Origin of the sequence: Nocardia sp. BMG111209 (genome assembly GCF_000381925.1) — a bacterium.
Taxonomy (GTDB): Bacteria; Actinomycetota; Actinomycetes; order Mycobacteriales; family Mycobacteriaceae; genus Nocardia.
This window is the reverse complement of the sequence record NZ_KB907308.1, coordinates 288,943-308,881: the sequence shown is the minus strand read 5'-3', so window position 1 is coordinate 308,881 and position 19,939 is coordinate 288,943. Positions and strand designations below refer to the sequence as shown.

Here is a 19,939-nt window from a genome sequence, read left to right as displayed (position 1 = left end):
CACCGTGAAGTACCAACGATGATCGGCCATCGAAGATAATCGGAGGTCGTGCGGGCTTTTCGTCCCCTGCCGGGACAAGCGCCACGCTCGACCTCTCAGTGAGGAGAGCAGTGGCAGGCAAGGCCCGCGTGCACGAGTTGGCAAAAGAACTCGGTGTCACGAGTAAAGAACTACTCGCAACGCTCAAGGAGCAGGGCGAGTTTGTGAAATCGGCGTCGTCGACGGTGGAAGCACCCGTCGCGCGCCGGTTGCGGGAGTCGTTCGCGTCGAAGTCCAACGGCTCCGCCAAGTCCTCCGGCAAGCCCGGTCAGAATCAGGGTCGCCCGGCGGGTAAGCCCGGGTCCGGGCCCACGCCCGGCCCGCGTCCCGGTCCGCGGCCGCCCGCGCCGAATCAGAACCAGAACCAGGCGAAGCCGGCGGCTGCGTCCGTGCCCGGCGCGGCCGCGGCTGCCGCTCCCGTGGCACCGGCGGCCCGGGTCGAGACGCCGCGTCTCGACGGTGCCCGGCCCGGCCCGGCGGCCCGCCCGGCTCCGGCTCCGGCGCCGACCCAGGCGCCCGTGACCCCGGTCGCGCAGCAGCAGGCGCCGGTGGCGCCCCAGCAGCAGTCCGCTCCGCAGCAGTCGGGCGCGCGGCCGACCACGCCCGGTCCGCGCCCCGGTCAGCAGCAGCAGCGTCCGGGTGCCCCGCAGGGCGGCGGCGCGCGTCCGGGTGGCGCCGGTCCGAAGCCCGGTCCGAAGCCCCCGCGCGTCGGTAACAACCCCTTCACCTCCGCGCCCGAGCGGCCGGAACGGTCCGAGCGGCCCGCGCCGCGTCCGGGCGGTCCCCGTCCGGGTCCGGCTCAGGGCGGTCCGCGTCCGGGTCCGGCCCAGGGTGGCCCGCGTCCGGGTCCGGCCCAGGGCGGTCCGCGTCCGGGTCCGGCCCAGGGTGGCCCGCGTCCCGGCCCGTCGCAGGGTGGTCCCCGTCCGGGTCCCGGTGGCCCGCAGGGCGGTCCGCGTCCCGGTGGCCCGCGTCCGAGCCCCGGCTCGATGCCGCCGCGCCCGAATCCGGGTGCGATGCCGTCCCGCACGGCCCGTCCCGGGCCGTCGGGGGCCGGTCGTCCGGCTCGTCCGGGCGGTGGTCCCGGTGGCGCTCCGCGTCCCGGTGGCGGCGGCGGTGGCGGCTACCGCGGTGGCGGTGGCGGCGGCCAGGGTGCGCCCGCGGCCGGCGCCGGTGCGGGTGCCGGTGGCGGCGGTGGTTTCCGCGGCCGTCCCGGTGGCGGTGGCGGCGGTGGTGGCCGTCCGGGTAGCGGTGGCGGTCGCGGCGGTGCCGCGGGTGCCTTCGGCCGTCCCGGTGGCGCGCCCCGCAAGGGCCGCAAGTCGAAGCGCCAGAAGCGCCAGGAATACGACTCGATGCAGGCGCCCGCCGTCGGTGGCGTGCGGCTGCCGCGCGGCAACGGCGAGATCATCCGGCTCGCCCGCGGCGCGTCGCTGTCCGACTTCGCCGAGAAGATCAACGCCAACCCGGCCGCGCTGGTGCAGGCGCTGTTCAACCTCGGTGAGATGGTCACCGCGACCCAGTCGGTGAACGACGAGACCCTCGAGCTGCTCGGCGGCGAGATGAACTACGTCGTGCACGTGGTCTCGCCCGAGGACGAGGACCGCGAGCTGCTGGAGAGCTTCGACCTCACCTACGGCGAGGACGAGGGCGACGAGGACGACCTGCAGATCCGTCCGCCGGTCGTGACCGTCATGGGCCACGTCGACCACGGTAAGACCCGACTGCTGGACACCATCCGCAAGTCCAACGTCCGTGAGGCGGAGGCCGGCGGTATCACCCAGCACATCGGCGCCTACCAGGTGAAGGCCGATGTGGGTGGCTCCGAGCGGCTGATCACCTTCATCGACACCCCGGGTCACGAGGCGTTCACCGCCATGCGTGCCCGCGGTGCGAAGGCGACCGACATCGCGATCGTGGTGGTCGCCGCCGACGACGGTGTCATGCCGCAGACGGTGGAGGCCATCAACCACGCGCAGGCCGCGGACGTGCCGATCGTGGTGGCGGTGAACAAGATCGACAAGGAGGGCGCGAACCCGGACAAGATCCGGCAGCAGCTCACCGAGTACGGCCTGGTCACCGAGGAGTACGGCGGCGACACCATGTTCGTCGACATCTCCGCGAAGCAGGGCACGAATATCGACGCGCTGCTCGAGGCCGTGGTGCTGACCGCGGACGCGGCGCTGGATCTGCGGGCCAACCCGGACCAGGACGCGCAGGGTGTCGCCATCGAGGCGCACCTCGACCGCGGCCGCGGCCCGGTGGCCACCGTGCTGGTGCAGCGCGGCACGTTGCGGGTCGGCGACTCGATCGTCGCCGGCGACGCCTACGGCCGCGTCCGTCGCATGGTCGACGAGCACGGCGCCGATGTCACCGAGGCGTTGCCGTCGCGTCCGGTCCAGGTCATCGGCTTCACGTCGGTGCCCGGCGCCGGTGACAACCTGCTCGTCGTCGAGGAAGATCGCATCGCCCGGCAGATCGCCGACCGCCGCAATGCGCGCAAGCGCAACGCACTGGCCGCGCGCAGCCGCAAGCGGATCAGCCTCGAGGACCTGGATGCCGCGCTGAAGGAGACCAGCGAGCTCAACCTGATCCTCAAGGGCGACAACTCGGGTACGGTCGAGGCCCTCGAGCAGGCGCTGCTGGACATCGAGGTGGGCGACGAGGTGCGGCTGCGGGTCATCGACCGCGGTGTCGGTGGTGTCACCGAGACCAACGTCAACCTGGCGTCCGCGTCGAACGCGATCATCATCGGGTTCAACGTGCGGGCCGAGGGCAAGGCGACCGAGCTGGCCAACCGCGAGGGTGTGGAGATCCGGTACTACTCCGTGATCTACCAGGCCATCGACGATGTCGAGAAGGCCCTCAAGGGCATGCTCAAGCCGATCTACGAGGAGCACGAACTGGGCCGGGCGCAGATCCGGGCCATCTTCCGCTCGTCGAAGTTCGGCAACATCGCGGGCTGCATGATCACCTCGGGTTCGGTCAAGCGCAACGCGAAGGCCCGGCTGCTCCGCGACAACCTGGTGGTCGCCGAGACCACCATCCAGTCGCTGCGCCGGGAGAAGGACGACGTCACCGAGGTCCGAGATGGGTACGAGTGCGGTATCACGCTCTCCTACAACGACATCAAGGAAGGCGACGTCATCGAGGCCTACGAGCTCCGAGAGAAGCCGCGGGACTGAGTTCACACCGATCCGCCGTCCCGGCGCCCGCCGGGACGGCGGATCGGGTGTGCCGAAGCCGAACCACGAAGAAGGTGAGCCGTTGTTCGTGGGAGCGCTGGAATTCGACCTCCTGCTCGGCGATGTGCATTCGCTGAAGGAGAAGCGCTCCGTGATCCGGCCGATCATCGCCGAATTGCAACGATTCGGTGTGTGTGCGGCCGAGGGCGGGGAACACGACAAATACCGCCGCGCATTGCTGGGCGTCGCGATGGTCAGTGCCGAGATGGGACATCTCACGGAGGTGCTCGACCGCTGTGAACGCCACGTTGCGGCGCGTCCGGAGTTACAGTTGCTGGCAGTGCGCCGCCGTATCTTCGGGCCCGAAGATTAGAAGAGGAGATGCGCCATGGTGGATCAGGCCAGGGCACGCCGACTCGCGAAGCGGATCGTGACGATCGTCGGTACGGCGATCGAATACGAGATCAAGGATCCGCGGTTGCGTTTCGTCACCATCACCGATGCCAAGGTGACCGGTGACCTGCGGGAAGCCACTGTTTATTACACGGTGATGGGTGAGACCATCGACGCCGAGCCGGATTACCAGGGCGCCGCGGAGGGCCTGAAGAAGGCCACCGGCGTCCTGCGTTCCACGGTGGGTGCGGCGACCGGCATCAAATTCACCCCGACGCTGGCGTTCTTGTTGGACACCGTGCCCGACGCGGCACGGCAGATGGAGGAACTGCTCGCGCGCGCCCGCGCGGCCGACGAGCAGGTGGCCCGCGTCGCAGCGGGCGCCACGCACGCCGGTGACGCGGACCCCTACCGGTCCGACGACGAACAGGATGATGACGACTGACCGCCGCGGACGGCGGCTGACGGGCGAGCGATGACCGCAGAATCATCGGCCGAGGCACCGGCCGCAGACGTGTCCGTCGCCGTTTCGGCGTTGACGGCCGCTCGGTCGGTGACCGTGTTGTGTCATGTCCAGCCGGATGCAGACACCCTCGGCAGCGGCCTGGCGCTCGCCCAGGTACTGCATCGCCGGGGGGTGCCCGTGTGGGTGTCGTTCGCCGAACCGGCCGAGCTGCCCGCGTCGATGCGTTCGCTGCCGGGTGTGGAACACGTGGTTCCGGCGGGTGCGGTGCCCGCCGAGGTGGATCTGCTGGTCACCGTCGATTGCGGCAGCCGTGGCCGGCTGGGCGCGCTGGCCGACCGGCTGGCGGGCGCCGGAACCGTGCTGGTGCTGGATCATCACCGGTCGAACACCCGATTCGGCACGGCCAACGTCATCGATGAGAATGCCGCGTCCACGACCTCGCTGGTGGCGCGGATCCTCGACGCCTGGGGCGAGTCGATCGACCGCGATGTGGCGCACTGCCTCTACGCCGGGCTGGTCACCGACACCGGATCCTTCCGCTGGGGTGGTTCCGGTTCGCACGCCCTCGCCGAGCGATTGCTCGCGACCGGGATCGACGGCGGCGGGATCACCCGATTCCTGATGGATTCGCATCCGTTCGGCTGGCTGCCGATGCTGTCGCGGGTGCTCGGTTCGGCCCGGCTGCTGCCGGAGATCGGCGGCGCGGGCCTGGTGTACGTGTTCGTGCGCCGCGAAGATGTCGGTGGTCTCCGTTCGGAGGAGGTCGAGAGCGTCATCGATATCGTCCGCACGACGGCCGAGGCCGGGGTCGCCGCCGTGTTCAAGCAGTCCCGCAGCTCCCCGGACACCTGGACGGTGTCGCTGCGGTCCCGCGATACCGGAATCGGTACCGATGACGGGGTCGATGTCGCGCGGGTGGCCGGTCTCCTCGGCGGCGGCGGTCACCGCTACGCCGCCGGGTACACGACCACCGGTACCCCCGACGACCTGGTCGCCGCCCTGGTCCGCGCGCTGGATCCGGTCGCCGCGTCGTAGATCTCGTACCGATGTCCGAGCGGTTTCGTACGCTGACGTCGATGGTGGTTTCTGGCAGGAAGCGGGAAGTTCGGCGTGGTCGACTCTGAATACGAGGTCGCGGCCGGGGTGCCCGTCGGGCCGCGGCGCATTCTCGGGATCGCGGTGCCGACGCTGGGAGTACTGGTCGCGGAGCCGGTGTATCTGCTCTGGGATATGGCCGTGGTGGGGCGGCTGGGTGCGCTGGCGCTGGCCGGGCTGGCGGTCGGGGGATTGGTGCTCGGGCAGGTCGGATCGCAGTTGACGTTCCTGACCTACGGGACCACCGCGCGGTCGGCGCGGCGGTTCGGGGCGGGGGATCGGCGCGGCGCGATCGAGGAAGGGGTGCAGGCGAGCTGGGCCGCGATCGCCATCGGACTGCTGATTCTCGTTGTGCTGGAAGCGGTTTCGGGGCCGTTGACCCGGGTGATCGCGGGCGGGGCGGATATCGCGGACGAGTCCTCGCACTGGTTGCGGATCGCCCTGTTCGGGGTGCCGTTGATCCTGCTGACCATGTCCGGCAACGGCTGGTTGCGCGGGGTGCAGCAGACCCGGCGGCCGCTGGCGTACGTGGTGGCGGGCCTGGTCGTATCCGGCGTGCTGTGCCCGGTGCTGGTGCACGGGCTGGCCGGGGCGCCGCGCCTGGGCCTGACCGGGTCGGCGGTGGCGAATCTGGCCGGGCAGGTGGTGGCGGCGGGACTGTTCCTGGGCGCACTGGTCCGGGAACGGGTGCCGCTGGCGCCGCAGCCGCGGATCATGCGGGCCCAGGTGGTGCTCGGGCGGGATCTGCTGGTGCGCAGCCTGGCCTTCCAGGCCTGTTTCGTCTCGGCCGGTGCGGTGGCGTCGCGATTCGGCGCGGCCTCGGTCGCGGCCCATCAACTCGTGCTGCAACTGTGGAATCTGCTGGCGATGGTGCTGGATTCGCTGGCCATCGCGGCCCAGACCCTGATCGGCGCCGCGCTGGGAGCCGGCGACGCACCCGGTGCGCGGGGATTGGCGCGGCGGGTCACGGCCTGGTCGACGGTTTTCGCGGTGGTGCTGGCAGTGGTGTTCCTGGCCGGTTGGGCGGTGATCCCGCAACTGTTCACCGCCGACGCCGCGGTGCTGGATCGGGTGCACGTGATCTGGTGGTTCTTCGTCGCGCTGATCCCGTTGGCCGGGGTGGTGTTCGCGCTGGACGGCGTGCTGCTCGGCGCGGGCGACGCCGCCTATCTGCGCAACACCACCATGGCCGCCGCGCTGGTGGGTTTCCTGCCCGTGATCTGGCTGGCGCTGGCCTGCCGCTGGGGGATCGCCGGGATCTGGTCCGGATTGTCGGCCTTCATCGTGCTGCGGCTGATCGCGGTCACGATCCGGGCGGTGTCGGGCCGCTGGACCCACCTCGGGTCGGAGGTACCGCGCGCGGCGTGAGCCGGGCGATTGGCCGGGTATCCGGGCGGCGTGGGAATCTTGAGATCGGCGCCGCGGTCGCCGAACGCAGGCCGTGGCAACGAACAGAGAGGTGGGACCGGGTGAGTCCGAAGTTGTGGGCGGTGAGCGACATCCATGTCGGTCACCAGGGCAACAAGCCGGTCGTCGAGGGGATCCGGGCGGAATCACCGGAGGACTGGCTGATCGTCGCGGGCGATGTCGGGGAGAAGACCGACGACATCCGGTGGGCGTTGCAGACCCTGCGTGGCCGGTTCGCGAAGGTGATCTGGGTGCCGGGCAACCACGAGCTGTGGACCACCGCGAAGGATCCGGTGCAGATGCACGGCGCGCCCCGCTACGACTACCTGGTCTCGATGTGCCGGGACCTGGACGTGCTGACCCCGGAGGATCCGTTCCCCGAGTGGGTCGGCGGCGGCGCCGAGGAATTCGGCCGGCCGGTCACGCTGGCCCCGCTGTTCGTGCTCTACGACTATTCCTGGCGGCCCGAGGGCACCACCACCAATGCCGAGGCGCTGGCGGTGGCCCGCGAACGCAACGTGGTCGCCACCGACGAGTTCCTGCTCTCGCCGCAGCCGTACCTGACCCGCGACGCCTGGTGCCACGCCCGCGTGCAGTACACCCGGCGGCGGCTGGACGCGATCGCGCCGGACACCCCGCTGGTGCTGATCAACCACTTCCCGCTCGTGCGGGAGCCCACCCGCACCCTGTTCTATCCGGAGTTCGCGCTGTGGTGCGGCACCGACCTGACCGCCGACTGGCACACCCGCTACAACGTGACCTGCGCGGTGTACGGGCATCTGCACATTCCGCGGACCACCTGGTACGACGACGTGCGGTTCGAGGAGGTGTCGCTGGGCTATCCGCGCGAGTGGCAGCGTCGCGGACTGCCGGACAAGCTGTTGCGGCAGATCCTGCCCACCCCCGAGTACGGCCCGGACGATCTCAACGAATGGGGCGGTCATTTCACACTGACCCAGGAGATGCGCGAGGCCGCGGCGAAGATGCGGGAGGCGGCCCAGCGCCGCCGCGGGCTGAATTGAGCCGCGTGCGCGGGGGAACGGGCCGCATCGGCGGCTCGGTAGGCTTTCGATCGGTACGGACGGTTCGAATCAGGAGGCGGTCATCGAGGAGCGGGCGAGCACGGTGGGGTCGGCGCGGCTGATCGGGCAGATCCTGCCGGCCGGAGTGGCATCCGCCGAGCTGCTGGACTATCCGGAAGGGCTGCAGCCGTTTCCGGCGGAGGAACATCTGATCGCGAAGGCGGTGGAGAAGCGTCGCCGCGACTTCATCGGCGCCCGGCACTGTGCCCGCCAGGCGCTCGCGCAACTGGGTGAGCCGCAGGTGGCGATCGGGAAGGGTGAGCGCGGGATGCCGTTGTTCCCCCGGGGCATCGTCGGCAGCCTCACCCATTGCGACGGGTATCGGGCGGCGGCGCTCGCGCATCGGCTGCGCTGGCGCTCGATCGGCATCGATGCCGAACCGCACGACACCCTGCCCGACGGGGTCCTGGATTCGGTGAGCCTGCCCGCCGAACGGGACTGGCTGCGCGGCGCGATCCCGGACACCGGCCTGCATCTGGACCGATTGTTGTTCTGCGCCAAGGAGGCCACCTACAAGGCGTGGTTCCCGTTGACGCTGCGCTGGCTGGGTTTCGAGGACGCGCACATCACCTTCACGGTCGACACCGCGGGCAGCGCCGGTACCTTCCACAGCGAACTGCTGATACCGGGTCAGGTCGTCGACGGCGGTACGCCGCTGACCTCGTTCGACGGCCGCTGGTCGATCACCGAGGGGCTGATCCTGACCGCGATCGAGGTCGGCTGATGGCCGAGGCGACCCGCACTCCGCTGGTCGATGCGCTCGGCGGCCTGCTGATCGTCGACAAGGACGGCGGCATGACCAGCCACGACGTGGTGTCCCGGGCACGAAAGGTGTTGCGCACCCGCAAGATCGGTCATGCCGGCACCCTCGACCCGATGGCGACCGGCGTGCTGGTGCTCGGGGTCGAGCGCGCCACCAAGATGCTGGGCCTGCTCACCCTCACCACCAAGACGTACACGGCGACGATCCGGCTCGGCAGCGCCACGGTCACCGACGACGCCGAGGGCGAGGTACTGCGCACCACCTCCGCCGCGCATGTCACCGATGCCGGGATCGCTTCCGGCGCAGCCGAATTGACCGGCGATATCCTGCAGGTGCCGGCCACGGTCAGCGCGATCAAGGTGAACGGCGAACGCGCCTACGCCCGGGCCCGCGCCGGCGAGGAGGTGCGGCTGGCCGCCCGCCCGGTCACCGTGTCCCGCTTCGACATTCTCGCGCGCCGCGACATCGACACCGGTGCAAACCGATTCGTCGATCTGGATGTCGCGGTGGACTGCTCGTCGGGGACCTACGTCCGGGCCCTGGCCCGCGATCTCGGCGAGAAGCTCGGTGTCGGTGGGCATCTCACCGCACTGCGCCGCACCCGCGTCGGTCCGTTCACCCTGGAACACGCCCGCACCCTGGCGCGGCTGGCCGACGATCCGACCCTGAATCTCGACATCGACGCCGCCGCGCGCCTGGCCTTCCCGCACCGCGCGATCAGCGATACCGAGGCGCACGCCCTGCGTGACGGCCGCTGGCTCGATCCGGCCGGGATCGCGGGCGTCTACGCGGCGCTGACCGCCGACGGCCGGGCCATCGCGCTGCTGGAGGAGAAGGGTAAGCGGGCCGCGCCGGTTCTGGTGGTCCGGCCGCGCGGTCTGCTCGACTGAGCACACCCGCCGCCGGGCTCGAATGCCGTTGTCCGCGAGCCGGATTAAGTGCGTGAGGATTCAGTGCGTGAGCCAGATGGCCTCGGCGGCCGGGCTGCCGAGGTCCAGCGGCCGGTCCTCGATGCGGATGGCGATGGTGCCCGCGAAGTCGCGGCGCTCCACCACGGTGATGGGCGTGTCGAGGGCGATGCCGACGGTGTCGAAATAGCGCAGCATGGCCGGGTCGGAGTCGGAGATGCGGGCCACGCGGCCGGTCTCGCCGGCCTGGAACCGGCTGAGCTGCCGCGCCGGGGGCGTGGGGACCGCGCCGTCCACCGAGGGGATCGGGTCGCCGTGCGGGTCGCGGTCGGGGTGGCCGAGTTTCGCGGCGATGCGGTCGACCAGGGTCTCCGATACCGCGTGCTCCAGCACCTCGGCCTCGTCGTGCACCTCGTCCCAGCTGTAGCCCAGTTCGTTCATGAGGAAGGTCTCGATCAGCCGGTGCCGGCGGACCATCGCGATGGCGGCGCGGCGGCCGTTCTCGGTGAGCGTGATCGCACCGTAGCGAGCGTGCTCGACCAGGCCCTGATCGGCGAGTTTGCGGACCGCCTCGGACACCGTGGACGCGGAGACGCCGATCCGTTCGGCCAGCAGCTTCGTGGACACCTTCTCCTGCGACCACTCCTGGACGCTCCAGATCACCTTCAGGTAATCCTGTGCGACCGAGGAGAGTTCCGGCGCGAGGGCGGCCGTGCCCGCGGATCGAGGCTGCAGTGAGCTATCGGCCAGCTCGCGGCGCGTGGCGATGTCTCGTTTTCCGGGCACAATCCAACCTTAGGCAAACCTGCGTCCGTTTCCCACTTCGGCGCGTGTGAGAGCGGTTGCGTAGGCTGCGGTGTGTGCAGAGATGGCGAAGCCTCGACGACGTACCGGCCGATTGGGGCCGGTGTGTGCTGACGATCGGAGTTTTCGACGGCGTGCACCGCGGGCACGCCCAGTTGATCAGTCGCGCTGTGAAATCCGCCGCCGTCCGCGGTGTGCCCTCGGTGCTCATGACCTTCGATCCGCACCCCATGGAGGTGATCCGGCCGGGATCGCATCCCGCCCAGCTCACCACGCTGACCCGCCGCGCCGAACTGGTGGAGGAACTCGGCGTCGACGTCTTCGTGGTGATGCCGTTCACCCAGGAGTTCATGAAGCTCACCCCCGCCGAATACGCGCACGACCTGCTGGTCGAGAAGTTGCACGTACTCGAGGTGGTGGTGGGGGACAACTTCACCTTCGGCCGCCGCGCCGCCGGCACCATCGAGTCCATGCGCGATCTCGGCACCCGGTTCGGTTACGAGGTGGACGGGGTGCGGCTGATCGGCGAACATACCGTCACCTTCTCCTCCACCTACATCCGCGCCTGCGTCGACGCCGGTGACATGGCGGCCGCCGCGGAGGCGCTGGGCCGGCCGCACCGGGTCGAAGGCGTGGTGGTGCACGGCGACGGCCGCGGCCGGCAGCTGGGTTTCCCCACCGCGAACGTGGCCCCGCCCAACCATGCCGCGATTCCCGCCGACGGCGTGTACGCGGCGTGGTTCACCGTGCTCACGCCCGAACGCGGCGGCATCATGCTCGCGGGCGAGCGCCGGATGGCGGCGGTGTCGGTGGGCACCAACCCCACCTTCTCCGGCCGCACCCGCACGGTCGAGGCGTTCGTGCTGGACGCCGATCTGGATCTGTACGGCCAGCACGTGGCGGTGGATTTCGTGGAACATCTGCGCACGATGGACAGGTTCGAATCCATCGAGGCGCTGGTCGCGGAGATCGACCGCGACGTGGTCCGCACCCGCGAGGTGCTCGCCGCCCATCGCGACGACTGACCCGGCTCAGCCCGCGATGAAGGCCAGCAGGTCCGCGTCGAGCTGTTCCGCGTGCGTGACGTACAGCCCGTGACCGGCGGTCGGATACTCCAGGTAGGTGGCGTGCGGGATCAGCTTCGCGGTCCGGTGGCCGGTGACGGTGATCACCGCGGACTGGTCGGCGGCGCCGTGCACGATCAGCGTGGGGATCGTGATACCGGTCAGGTCGGGGCGGAAGTCGGTCTCGAAGGTCGATCGCCAGACCGCGGTCGTCGCGTACGGCGAGGCGGACAGACAACGGCGAATCTCGTTGTCCACCAACGCCGGTGACACATCGTTGCCGAGATGGGTGGCGAAGTAGCCCTGGGCCCGGTCGGCGAACCACTTCGGCCGGTCCCGCCGCCACTGGGCCACCGACGCCTCGCTCAGCTCGGCCGGGATCCCCGCCGGATTGTCCTCGGTGAGCTTCAGGAACGGCAGCGTCGCGGCGAGGAATGCGACCCGCGCGACCCGGTCCTCGCCGTGCCGGCTCAGGTAGCGCGCGGCCTCGCCGCCACCGGCCGAATGCGCGATCAGCGTGACCTCGCGCAGGTCCAGATGCGCCAGCAGCGCGGCCACGTCGTCGGCGCGGGTGTCGGCGTCGTAGCCGGTGGCGGGCCGGTCCGAGCGGCCGTGGCCGCGGCGGTCCGGCAGTACGCAGCGGTAGCCGCGGTCCAGGAAGTACGGCACCTGGTATTCCCACATGTCGGCATTGAGCACCCAGCTGGACAGGAACACGATCGGGGCGCCGGTCCCGTAGTCCTCGTACGCCAGGCGGGTGCCGTCGGTGGTCTCGAAGTACGGCATGGTCTCGTCCTCTCGGCGGGATCCGCTCGATGCGGATCGTGGAATGTGGCGTGCTGGAACCACATTCGCACCGGCGGCGGCGCAAGGCGATTACCTGCCGGGTAACGGCGGCGCCTCCGCGGCGGCCCGTCGCGGCGACGATCCGCGTGGTCCGGAGGTCCGGAGTTCGGCCACGCGATCGGCGTCCGGTAATGTTGCCCGTCGGGTTTGCTGCGGTCCGCGGTGGCGCCCGGCCGGGATGCGTCCCGGAACCTCGAGCGCGGACTGGAACACACAGGAGATCATCCGTGGCATTGACCACCGAGCAGAAGAAGGCGATCCTCACCGAGTACGGTGTGCACGAGAAGGACACCGGTTCGCCGGAGGCCCAGATCGCGATGCTGTCCAAGCGTATCGCCGACATCACCGAGCACCTCAAGAAGCACAAGCACGACCACCACACCCGCCACGGTCTGATGGCGTTGATCGGTCGTCGCAAGCGGCTCTCGAAGTACCTGCAGGAGAAGGACATCGAGCGTTACCGTTCGCTGATCGAGCGGCTCGGGCTCCGTCGCTGAGTTCGGGGATCCCGACGGGAACTCGCGCGAGCGACACGATCTGTACCGGACAGTTCGCAAGGCAGCCGGCGAGGAGGCATACAATCTCCTCGTCGGCCAGTCGTGTGTGGGCACCCGCCCGCATGTGACGAGGACGACACATACGGCCGTACACACCCGATCGCGTGGCGTCGGTCTTCGGTAGTGGCTTTTCGGCAGGGTGATTCCACCGGAGGGCTTCGATCGATGACCGCCTCCGCGTCGCCGCCTCCAAGGGGAGGCGGCCGGGTGTACGCGCGTGGCACACAAGAGGTTGATTTTCGCCGCCGCGCGTCCGTACCGGGTACGGCCGACGGACACCGGATCGCGCTCACGAGCAGCGCTGGATCCGGTGCAGACGAGAGGTTGAGAAAAGAAACATGACAGAAACCGTGACCAGTTCCGCGATCGAGGTCGAGCCCGGTGTGTTCGAGTCGGTCGCTCTGATCGACAACGGCTCCTTCGGTACCCGCACCGTGCGCTTCGAGACCGGCCGGCTGGCCAAGCAGGCCGCCGGCGCCGTCGTCGCCTACCTGGACGACGAGACCATGCTGCTGTCGGCCACCACCGCGGGCAAGTCGCCGAAGGACCAGTTCGATTTCTTCCCGCTGACCGTCGACGTCGAGGAGCGGATGTACGCCGCGGGTCGTATCCCCGGCTCGTTCTTCCGTCGCGAGGGCCGTCCGTCCACCGACGCGATCCTGACCTGCCGCCTGATCGACCGTCCGCTGCGCCCGTCGTTCGTCGACGGCCTGCGCAACGAGATCCAGGTCGTCGTGACGGTGATGAGCCTGGATCCGAAGGATCTGTACGACGTGGTCGCCATCAACGCGGCCTCGGCGTCCACCCAGATCGCGGGCCTGCCGTTCTCCGGCCCGGTCGGCGGCGTGCGCGTCGCGCTCATCGGCAGCGGCGAAGGCGCCCAGTGGGTCGCCTTCCCGACCACCGAGCAGCTGGACGAGGCCGTGTTCGACATGGTCGTCGCCGGTCGCGTGGTCGAGTCCGGCGATGTGGCCATCATGATGGTCGAGGCCGAGGCCACCGACAACGTCCTCGCCCTGATCGACGGTGGCGCACCGGCGCCGACGGAGACCGTGGTCGCCGAGGGCCTCGAGGCGGCGAAGCCGTTCATCGCGCGGCTGTGCCGGGCGCAGCAGGACCTCGCCGCGCTGGCCTCCAAGCCGACCGAGGAGTTCCCGCTGTTCCCGCCGTACGGCCCGGACGTGTTCCAGGTGGTGGAGAACACCGCCAAGACCCCGCTCGGCCAGGCGCTGTCCATCGCGGGCAAGCAGGAGCGCGAGGAGCGGATCGACGAGATCAAGCTCGACGTGTTGTCCACTCTCGCTCCGGATTTCGAGGGCCGGGAGAAGGAGATCGGCGCGGCGTTCCGCTCGGTCACCAAGAAGCTGGTGCGTCAGCGCATCCTGGCCGACGGCTTCCGCATCGACGGCCGCGGCCTGGCCGACATCCGGGCGCTGTCCGCCGAGGTGGCCGTGGTGCCGCGCGCGCACGGTTCGGCGCTGTTCGAGCGCGGCGAGACCCAGATCCTGGGTGTCACCACCCTCGACATGGTGAAGATGGCGCAGCAGGTCGACTCGCTCGGCCCGGAGACCTCCAAGCGCTACATGCACCACTACAACTTCCCGCCGTTCTCCACCGGTGAGACCGGCCGCGTCGGCTCCCCGAAGCGGCGTGAGATCGGTCACGGCGCGCTCGCCGAGCGGGCCCTGCAGCCGGTGCTGCCGCCGCAGGAGGAGTTCCCCTACGCGATCCGGCAGGTGTCGGAGGCGTTGAGCTCCAACGGTTCCACCTCGATGGGTTCGGTGTGTGCCTCCACGCTGTCGCTGCTGAACGCCGGTGTGCCGCTGAAGGCGCCGGTCGCCGGCATCGCGATGGGCCTGGTGTCCGACGTGGTGAAGAACGACTCGGGTGAGGAGGAGGTCCGCTACGTCGCGCTGACCGACATCCTCGGCGCCGAGGACGCCTTCGGCGATATGGACTTCAAGGTCGCGGGCACCCCGGAGTTCGTCACCGCGCTGCAGCTGGACACCAAGCTCGACGGCATCCCCTCCAAGGTGCTGGCCGGCGCGCTGAACCAGGCCCGCGACGCGCGCCTGACCATCCTGGACGTGATGGCCGAGGCCATCGCCACCCCGGACGAGATGAGCCCGTACGCGCCGCGCGTCACCGCGATCAAGATCCCGGTGGACAAGATCGGCGAGGTGATCGGCCCGAAGGGCAAGGTCATCAACCAGATCACCGAGGACACCGGCGCCAACATCTCCATCGAGGACGACGGCACCGTCTTCGTCGGCGCGACCGACGGCCCGTCGGCGCAGGCCGCGATCGACGCGATCAACGCCATCGCCAACCCGCAGCTGCCGAAGGTCGGCGAGCGTTTCCTGGGCACGGTCGTGAAGACCACCGCCTTCGGCGCGTTCGTCTCGCTGCTGCCGGGCCGCGACGGTCTGGTGCACATCTCCAAGCTGGGCAACGGCAAGCGGGTCGCGAAGGTCGAGGACGTGGTCAACGTCGGCGACAAGATCCGGGTGGAGATCGCCGATATCGACAATCGCGGCAAGATCTCGCTGGTGCCGGTGGAAGAAGAAGATTCCGCGGACGCTTCCGTTGCCTCCGCTTCCGACAACACAGCTGCGGCCGAGGCCGGTGCCGAGTAAACATTTCGGTGTGACGAAGAAGAAGTACAGTTCCCCCCTGCTCGACGCCGGGCAGGGGGGTTCTTCTCTCGGAATTGACGCGACGGACACCGTGAACGCGGACGGTGGTGTGCGGCGGGCGGTGCTGCCCGGCGGCCTGCGGGTCGTCACCGAGCACGTGCCCGGGGTGCGGTCGGCCTCCATCGGCGTCTGGGTCGGGGTCGGTTCGCGCGACGAGGGCCCGACCGTGGCCGGCGCCGCGCACTTCCTCGAACATCTGCTGTTCAAGGCCACACCCAGCCGGTCGGCGCTGGATATCGCGCAGGCGATGGATGCCGTCGGCGGTGAGCTGAACGCGTTCACCGCCAAGGAGCAGACCTGCTACTACGCGCACGTACTGGACGAGGATCTGCCGCTGGCGGTGGACATGGTCTCCGACGTCGTGCTGAACGGGCTGTGCCGGGCCGAGGATGTGGCGGTGGAGCGGCAGGTCGTGCTCGAGGAGATCTCGATGCGCGACGACGACCCGGAGGATATGGTCGGCGACGCGTTCCTGACCGCGCTGTTCGGCGACCATCCGGTGGGCCGCCCGGTGATCGGGACCATCGAATCGATCGAGTCGATGAGCGCGGGCCAACTGCGGAGCTTCCATTTGCGCCGGTACACGCCGGACCGGATGGTGATCGCGGTGGCCGGCAACATCGACCACGAGCACACCGTGGAGTTGGTGTACCGCGCCTTCGCCGGTCATCTGGACCAGGCGCGGGAGCCCGCGCCGCGGCGCGAGGGCCGGTTCCGGATGCGCACCCAGCCGGAGTTGCTGCGGCTGTACCGCGACAGCGAGCAGGCGCATCTCGTGTTCGGTGTGCGGGCCTTCGGCCGGCACGAGGGCTCGCGGCGCTGGCCGTTGTCGGTCCTCAACACGGTGCTCGGCGGCGGGCTGAGTTCCCGTCTGTTCCAACGGATCCGGGAGGAGCGCGGTCTCGCGTACTCGGTGTACTCGAGCCTCGACACCTTCTCCGACACCGGCGCCTTCTCGGTGTACATCGGCTGCCAGCCCGAAAACCTCGGCCAGGTCGCGAGTTTGGCGAAGGGTGTGCTGGAAGAGGTTGTCGCCGACGGCATCACGGACGCCGAATGCGCACGGGCGAAGGGTTCGCTGCGCGGCGGTCTGGTGCTGGGACTGGAGGATTCCGGTTCCCGGATGAACCGGATCGGCCGCAGCGAACTGTCCTACGGCAACCATCGCAGCGTCTCGGAGACGCTGACCCGCATCGACCAGGTCACCACCGAGGAGGTGACGGCGGTGGCGCGGCTGCTGCTGGCCCGGCCCGTCGGGGTCGCGGTCGCCGGGCCGTACCGGCGTACCCGGGACCTGCCTGCGGCGGTGCGGCGGCTGGTGGACTGAGATTAGCCGGAAACCGTTGCGGCGCCGTGATTTCGGCGCCGCGACGGTTTTCTCGTGCCGGACGGTGTGTGGTGGTCAGGCGTCCGGGGTGTCGTGCGCGAGGTTGGCCGCGCGCACGACCGACGCGATCAGGCCGGGCAGCGCGGCGTCGACCTCGTCGGTGCGCAGCCGGGCGTAAGTGTGGCCGTTCTCGGTGATGCGCTCGGTCAGCCCGGCCTCGCGCAGCGTCTTGAGGTGATGGGTGGCGGTCGACTTGTTGATCGTCTCGTAGAGCAGTCCGCACTGCATCGCCGTACCGGCGTTGGCGAGCCGGCGCACCATCTCGAGGCGCACCGGATCCTGCAACGCGGCCAGCACCGTCTGCACCGGGCCGACCGGGTGGGCCTCCACGGCCGGCTTCGTCTCCGTCATGATCACCGTCACAGTGTGCCGTGGTTTGATGGGAATCAAACCGGAATGGGTGGTGTTGGGTTCGATGGTAATCGAACCACCTCGGCCACCTCGATGGAGATGAAACGATGACGGCACTCGTCACCGCGCCCGCCGCCGAGCGCAGCACCCAGAGTTGGGCGTACGCGCTGATCCTCGCCGCCACCGGCGTCGCCCTGGGAGTTTCCGGGGTTCCGGCGCCGCTGTACGGCATCTACCAGAAACAATGGCATTTCTCGCCGCTGACCACGACCGTCGTGTTCGCGGTGTACGCCGTCGCCGCGCTGGCGGCGGTACTCGTATCCGGGCGCATCTCGGATGCGGTCGGCCGGAAGCCGGTACTGCTGGCCGCGGTCGCGACCATGATCGTCGGCCTGGTGGTGTTCCTGTTCGCCGACAATGTGGCGATGCTGCTGGTGGCCCGTGCCCTGCACGGCCTGGCGGTCGGATCCACGGTGGTGGCCGGCGCCGCCGCACTGCTGGACCTGCGGCCGCAGCACGGCGCGCGGACCGGGCAGCTGTCCGGTGTGGCGTTCAACGTGGGGATGGCGGTGGCGATCCTCGGCTCCTCGATCCTCGCGCAGTACGTGCCGTATCCGCTGCGCACGCCGTATGTGACCATCACGATCCTGTGCCTGCTGATCGGCGTCGGGGTGGTGGCGATGGAGGAGACCCACACCGCGCGCGTGGCCGGACCCATCCGGGTGTCGAAACCGGCTGTGCCGCAGGAGATCCGCAGCGACTTCTGGTTCTCCGCACTGGGTGTGATGGCGTCCTGGTCGGTCCTCGGGGTGCTGCTGTCGCTGTACCCGTCGCTGGCCGCGCAGCAGACCGGCGTGCACAACCTGGTGTTCGGCGGAGCGGTGGTCGCGGCGACCGCGACATCCGGTGCGCTGGTGCAACTGGTCGCCGCGCGGGTGCCCGCCCGCCGGGCCGCGATCATCGGCGACACCGGGATGGCGATCGCGCTGGTGCTCACCGTCCCGGCGCTGGACACCCACGACTGGCCGGTGGTCCTGCTGGCCGGGGTCCTGCTCGGCGGCACCTTCGGCCTCGGCTTCGGCGGCTCGCTGCGGCATCTGTCCAACGTCGTGCCCCCGAAGAAGCGCGGCGAGACCATGTCGGCCTACTATCTGCTCGCCTACACCGCGATGGCGCTGCCGACCGTGCTGGCCGGCTGGGCGGCGAGCGCTTGGGGGATCAGCCGGATCTTCCCGTGGTTTGTCGCGGTCGTGGCCGTGGAGTGCCTGGTGGCGGCCGGAATCGGCGTCCGGGGCGACCGCGCGACCCGATAGCGGCTTGCGCCGATCGGCCGGCGTGCACCGCGCAGCAGCGCGGCACGCCGGCCGACGGCTGTGCCGGTGGGGTGATGTGGTGGCGCAATCGGGCCGGTCGGTCGGTCGCCGATCGTGCTGCGGCGACGCGAGTTTCGTGGTTACGATGCCGCAATGTGGCAACAGGGAACACGTGGTGACCGGCTGAGCCGGCGGTTGCGGCGATCGTCGCTGCTGACCGCGATCGTGGTGGCCGTGATCCTCGGGGTGGCCGTCACGGCGGCGGCCTGGTGGCTGTTGCGGCAGGTTCTCGGCGTGGCCGCCGAGCCGCCGAGCAAGGCGGATCTGACGCGGTTCGCGTTCTCGGTGACCGTCGGGATCGGCGGCGTGGTCGGGCTGGTGGTCGCGTATCGGCGGCAGCGCGACTCCGAGCGGGGCCGGTTCGCGGAGTTGTTCGGTGCGGCCGCAAGGCAACTCGGCGACGTGGACGCCGCGGTGCGGATGGCCGGCGTGTACGCCATGGCCGGTGTCGCCGACGACTTCGCCGCGCCGGGACGGCGGCAGCAGTGCATCGACGTGCTGTGCGGCTATCTGCGCCTGCCGTACGAACCGGAGGTGGGTGCCAGCCATCTGGCCGCGCGTACCGAGACCAGCGCCACCGACGGCACCACCACCGAGCTGAAATACCAACTGCGCGCGAACGATCGGGAGGTGCGCCGGGCCGTCGTCGAGGTGATCGCGGCCCATCTGCGGCCATCCGCCGAGATCTCCTGGTCCGACCGGGATTTCGACTTCGCGGACGCGGTGCTGGAGGACTGCGATTTCCGCTACACGGTATTCGCCGGGGAACGAACGTATTTCGCGCGGACGGTGTTCACCGGCAGCCGGGCGACGACCTTCGAATCCGCGCGGTTCGTCGGCCACTACGTGAATTTCCGCAACGCGGAGTTCCGGGGCGCGCTGACCCTGTTCCGCGACACCGAATTCGCGCCGCGCGAGCCGCGCCGGTCCGAACAGCGCGGCAGCGGTGTGGTGTTCAGCGGCGTGCGATTCGGCTCGCCGGTCTCGTTCCAGCGGGCCGTGTTCCGCGGCAGTCGAACCTCGTTCCCGAACGCCGGATTCCTCGGCCCGCACACCACCTTCACCGAGGTCCGGTTCCTCGCCGAGCAGACCGATTTCACCTCGGTCACCTTCGGCGGCGACGAAACCCTCTTCGACAAAACCGAATTCGCCGGTGAGCGGATCACCTTCGCCGGAACCCAGTTCTTCGCCGACCGCACCACCTTCGAGGGTGCGCGACTGGGCGTGAAATCCCGGTGGCGGCGGCCCGGGACCACCGAGATCGACTTCACTCGCGTCGAATACCACGGCACGGTCTCGTTCGCCGACGCCGTCCTCGAGGGCCGGGCCGTGAATTTCACCCGCGGCGACTTCTTCGGCGAGATCTCCTTCCGCGGCACGAAATTCGCGGCCCGCGAGGTCGATTTCGACAAACCGAAATCCTGGGTCGGGGTGATCGCCGACTGGGACGACGACCCGTCCCGCAAACCGGACAACATCGCACCCGCGCTGTGGCCGCCGATCCCGCCGGGGGCCACGCCGGTGTGACC

The 19,939-nt window shown here is 69.8% G+C and carries 17 protein-coding genes; 14 read left to right on the top strand and 3 right to left on the bottom strand.

The window, feature by feature from the left end:
- Window positions 1-110 precede the first annotated feature (110 nt).
- From infB to truB, 8 genes are all read left to right on the top strand, one after another.
- A complete protein-coding gene (infB, locus tag G361_RS48520; protein ID WP_081635565.1) occupies window positions 111-3,218 on the top strand; it encodes a translation initiation factor IF-2 in 3,108 nt (1,035 codons plus the stop codon).
- An 82-nt stretch (window positions 3,219-3,300) separates the two neighbouring features.
- A complete protein-coding gene (locus tag G361_RS0124905; protein WP_026343471.1) occupies window positions 3,301-3,591 on the top strand; it encodes a DUF503 domain-containing protein in 291 nt (96 codons plus the stop codon).
- 15 nt (window positions 3,592-3,606) lie between these two features.
- The gene (gene rbfA, locus G361_RS0124900; RefSeq protein ID WP_019929833.1) at window positions 3,607-4,056 is read left to right on the top strand and encodes a 30S ribosome-binding factor RbfA; all 450 of its coding nucleotides are present in this window, start codon (window positions 3,607-3,609) and stop codon (window positions 4,054-4,056) included.
- A gap of 30 nt (window positions 4,057-4,086) precedes the next feature.
- Window positions 4,087-5,112 carry a bifunctional oligoribonuclease/PAP phosphatase NrnA gene (locus G361_RS0124895; protein WP_026343470.1) on the top strand — a complete coding sequence of 342 codons (1,026 nt, stop codon included), beginning with the start codon at window positions 4,087-4,089 and terminating at the stop codon, window positions 5,110-5,112.
- 75 nt (window positions 5,113-5,187) lie between these two features.
- A complete protein-coding gene (locus G361_RS0124890; RefSeq protein ID WP_019929831.1) occupies window positions 5,188-6,540 on the top strand; it encodes an MATE family efflux transporter in 1,353 nt (450 codons plus the stop codon).
- A 101-nt stretch (window positions 6,541-6,641) separates the two neighbouring features.
- On the top strand, window positions 6,642-7,601 hold the full coding sequence (locus tag G361_RS0124885) for a metallophosphoesterase (RefSeq protein ID WP_019929830.1): 960 nt from the start codon (window positions 6,642-6,644) through the stop codon (window positions 7,599-7,601).
- Window positions 7,602-7,719: 118 nt separating this feature from the next.
- Window positions 7,720-8,385 carry a 4'-phosphopantetheinyl transferase Npt gene (gene npt / locus G361_RS0124880; protein ID WP_026343468.1) on the top strand — a complete coding sequence of 222 codons (666 nt, stop codon included), beginning with the start codon at window positions 7,720-7,722 and terminating at the stop codon, window positions 8,383-8,385.
- Window positions 8,385-9,314: a tRNA pseudouridine(55) synthase TruB gene (truB, locus tag G361_RS0124875; protein ID WP_019929828.1), complete on the top strand. Its 930-nt coding sequence runs from the start codon at window positions 8,385-8,387 to the stop codon at window positions 9,312-9,314. The genes npt and truB overlap by 1 nt, the downstream gene beginning before the upstream one ends.
- Before the next feature lie 60 nt (window positions 9,315-9,374).
- Here truB and G361_RS0124870 read toward each other — a convergent pair whose 3' ends face one another.
- Window positions 9,375-10,067: a metal-dependent transcriptional regulator gene (locus G361_RS0124870; RefSeq protein ID WP_196814669.1), complete on the bottom strand. Its 693-nt coding sequence runs from the start codon at window positions 10,065-10,067 to the stop codon at window positions 9,375-9,377.
- Between the two features lie 125 nt (window positions 10,068-10,192).
- Here G361_RS0124870 and G361_RS0124865 point away from each other — a divergent pair, with 125 nt between their 5' ends.
- Window positions 10,193-11,161: a bifunctional riboflavin kinase/FAD synthetase gene (locus G361_RS0124865; protein ID WP_052172871.1), complete on the top strand. Its 969-nt coding sequence runs from the start codon at window positions 10,193-10,195 to the stop codon at window positions 11,159-11,161.
- A gap of 6 nt (window positions 11,162-11,167) precedes the next feature.
- Here the strand turns inward: G361_RS0124865 and G361_RS0124860 are convergent, their stop codons facing one another.
- On the bottom strand, window positions 11,168-11,986 hold the full coding sequence (locus G361_RS0124860) for an alpha/beta fold hydrolase (protein WP_019929825.1): 819 nt from the start codon (window positions 11,984-11,986) through the stop codon (window positions 11,168-11,170).
- 287 nt (window positions 11,987-12,273) lie between these two features.
- Here G361_RS0124860 and rpsO point away from each other — a divergent pair, with 287 nt between their 5' ends.
- The 3 genes from rpsO (at window position 12,274) to G361_RS0124845 (ending at window position 16,626) form a co-directional block, all read left to right on the top strand.
- Entirely contained in the window at window positions 12,274-12,543 is a 270-nt protein-coding gene (rpsO, locus tag G361_RS0124855) for a 30S ribosomal protein S15 (protein WP_019929824.1), read from the top strand.
- 398 nt (window positions 12,544-12,941) lie between these two features.
- Complete coding sequence (locus tag G361_RS0124850) at window positions 12,942-15,239, top strand: polyribonucleotide nucleotidyltransferase (RefSeq protein ID WP_019929823.1); 2,298 nt, start codon at window positions 12,942-12,944, stop codon at window positions 15,237-15,239.
- Window positions 15,240-15,312: 73 nt separating this feature from the next.
- Entirely contained in the window at window positions 15,313-16,626 is a 1,314-nt protein-coding gene (locus G361_RS0124845; protein ID WP_026343466.1) for a pitrilysin family protein, read from the top strand.
- Window positions 16,627-16,701: 75 nt separating this feature from the next.
- On the opposite strand, the gene G361_RS0124840 is transcribed toward G361_RS0124845, so the two are convergent.
- Complete coding sequence (locus tag G361_RS0124840; RefSeq protein ID WP_026343465.1) at window positions 16,702-17,037, bottom strand: helix-turn-helix transcriptional regulator; 336 nt, start codon at window positions 17,035-17,037, stop codon at window positions 16,702-16,704.
- A 107-nt stretch (window positions 17,038-17,144) separates the two neighbouring features.
- Here G361_RS0124840 and G361_RS0124835 point away from each other — a divergent pair, with 107 nt between their 5' ends.
- On the top strand, window positions 17,145-18,350 hold the full coding sequence (locus tag G361_RS0124835; RefSeq protein ID WP_019929820.1) for an MFS transporter: 1,206 nt from the start codon (window positions 17,145-17,147) through the stop codon (window positions 18,348-18,350).
- A 153-nt stretch (window positions 18,351-18,503) separates the two neighbouring features.
- Entirely contained in the window at window positions 18,504-19,937 is a 1,434-nt protein-coding gene (locus tag G361_RS0124830) for a pentapeptide repeat-containing protein (protein ID WP_019929819.1), read from the top strand.
- Window positions 19,938-19,939: the final 2 nt, after the last annotated feature.

Excerpts from the sequence above, each read along its gene's own strand:
- G361_RS0124860 (WP_019929825.1), bottom strand. The coding sequence starts at position 11,986 with ATGCCGTACTTCGAGACCACCGACGGCACCCGCCTGGCGTACGAGGAC.
- G361_RS0124895 (WP_026343470.1), top strand. The coding sequence starts at position 4,087 with ATGACCGCAGAATCATCGGCCGAGGCACCGGCCGCAGACGTGTCCGTC.
- rbfA (WP_019929833.1), top strand. The coding sequence starts at position 3,607 with ATGGTGGATCAGGCCAGGGCACGCCGACTCGCGAAGCGGATCGTGACG.
- G361_RS0124850 (WP_019929823.1), top strand. The coding sequence starts at position 12,942 with ATGACAGAAACCGTGACCAGTTCCGCGATCGAGGTCGAGCCCGGTGTG.
- G361_RS0124830 (WP_019929819.1), top strand. The coding sequence starts at position 18,504 with ATGTGGCAACAGGGAACACGTGGTGACCGGCTGAGCCGGCGGTTGCGG.
- G361_RS0124835 (WP_019929820.1), top strand. The coding sequence starts at position 17,145 with ATGACGGCACTCGTCACCGCGCCCGCCGCCGAGCGCAGCACCCAGAGT.
- truB (WP_019929828.1), top strand. The coding sequence starts at position 8,385 with ATGGCCGAGGCGACCCGCACTCCGCTGGTCGATGCGCTCGGCGGCCTG.
- G361_RS0124840 (WP_026343465.1), bottom strand. The coding sequence starts at position 17,037 with ATGACGGAGACGAAGCCGGCCGTGGAGGCCCACCCGGTCGGCCCGGTG.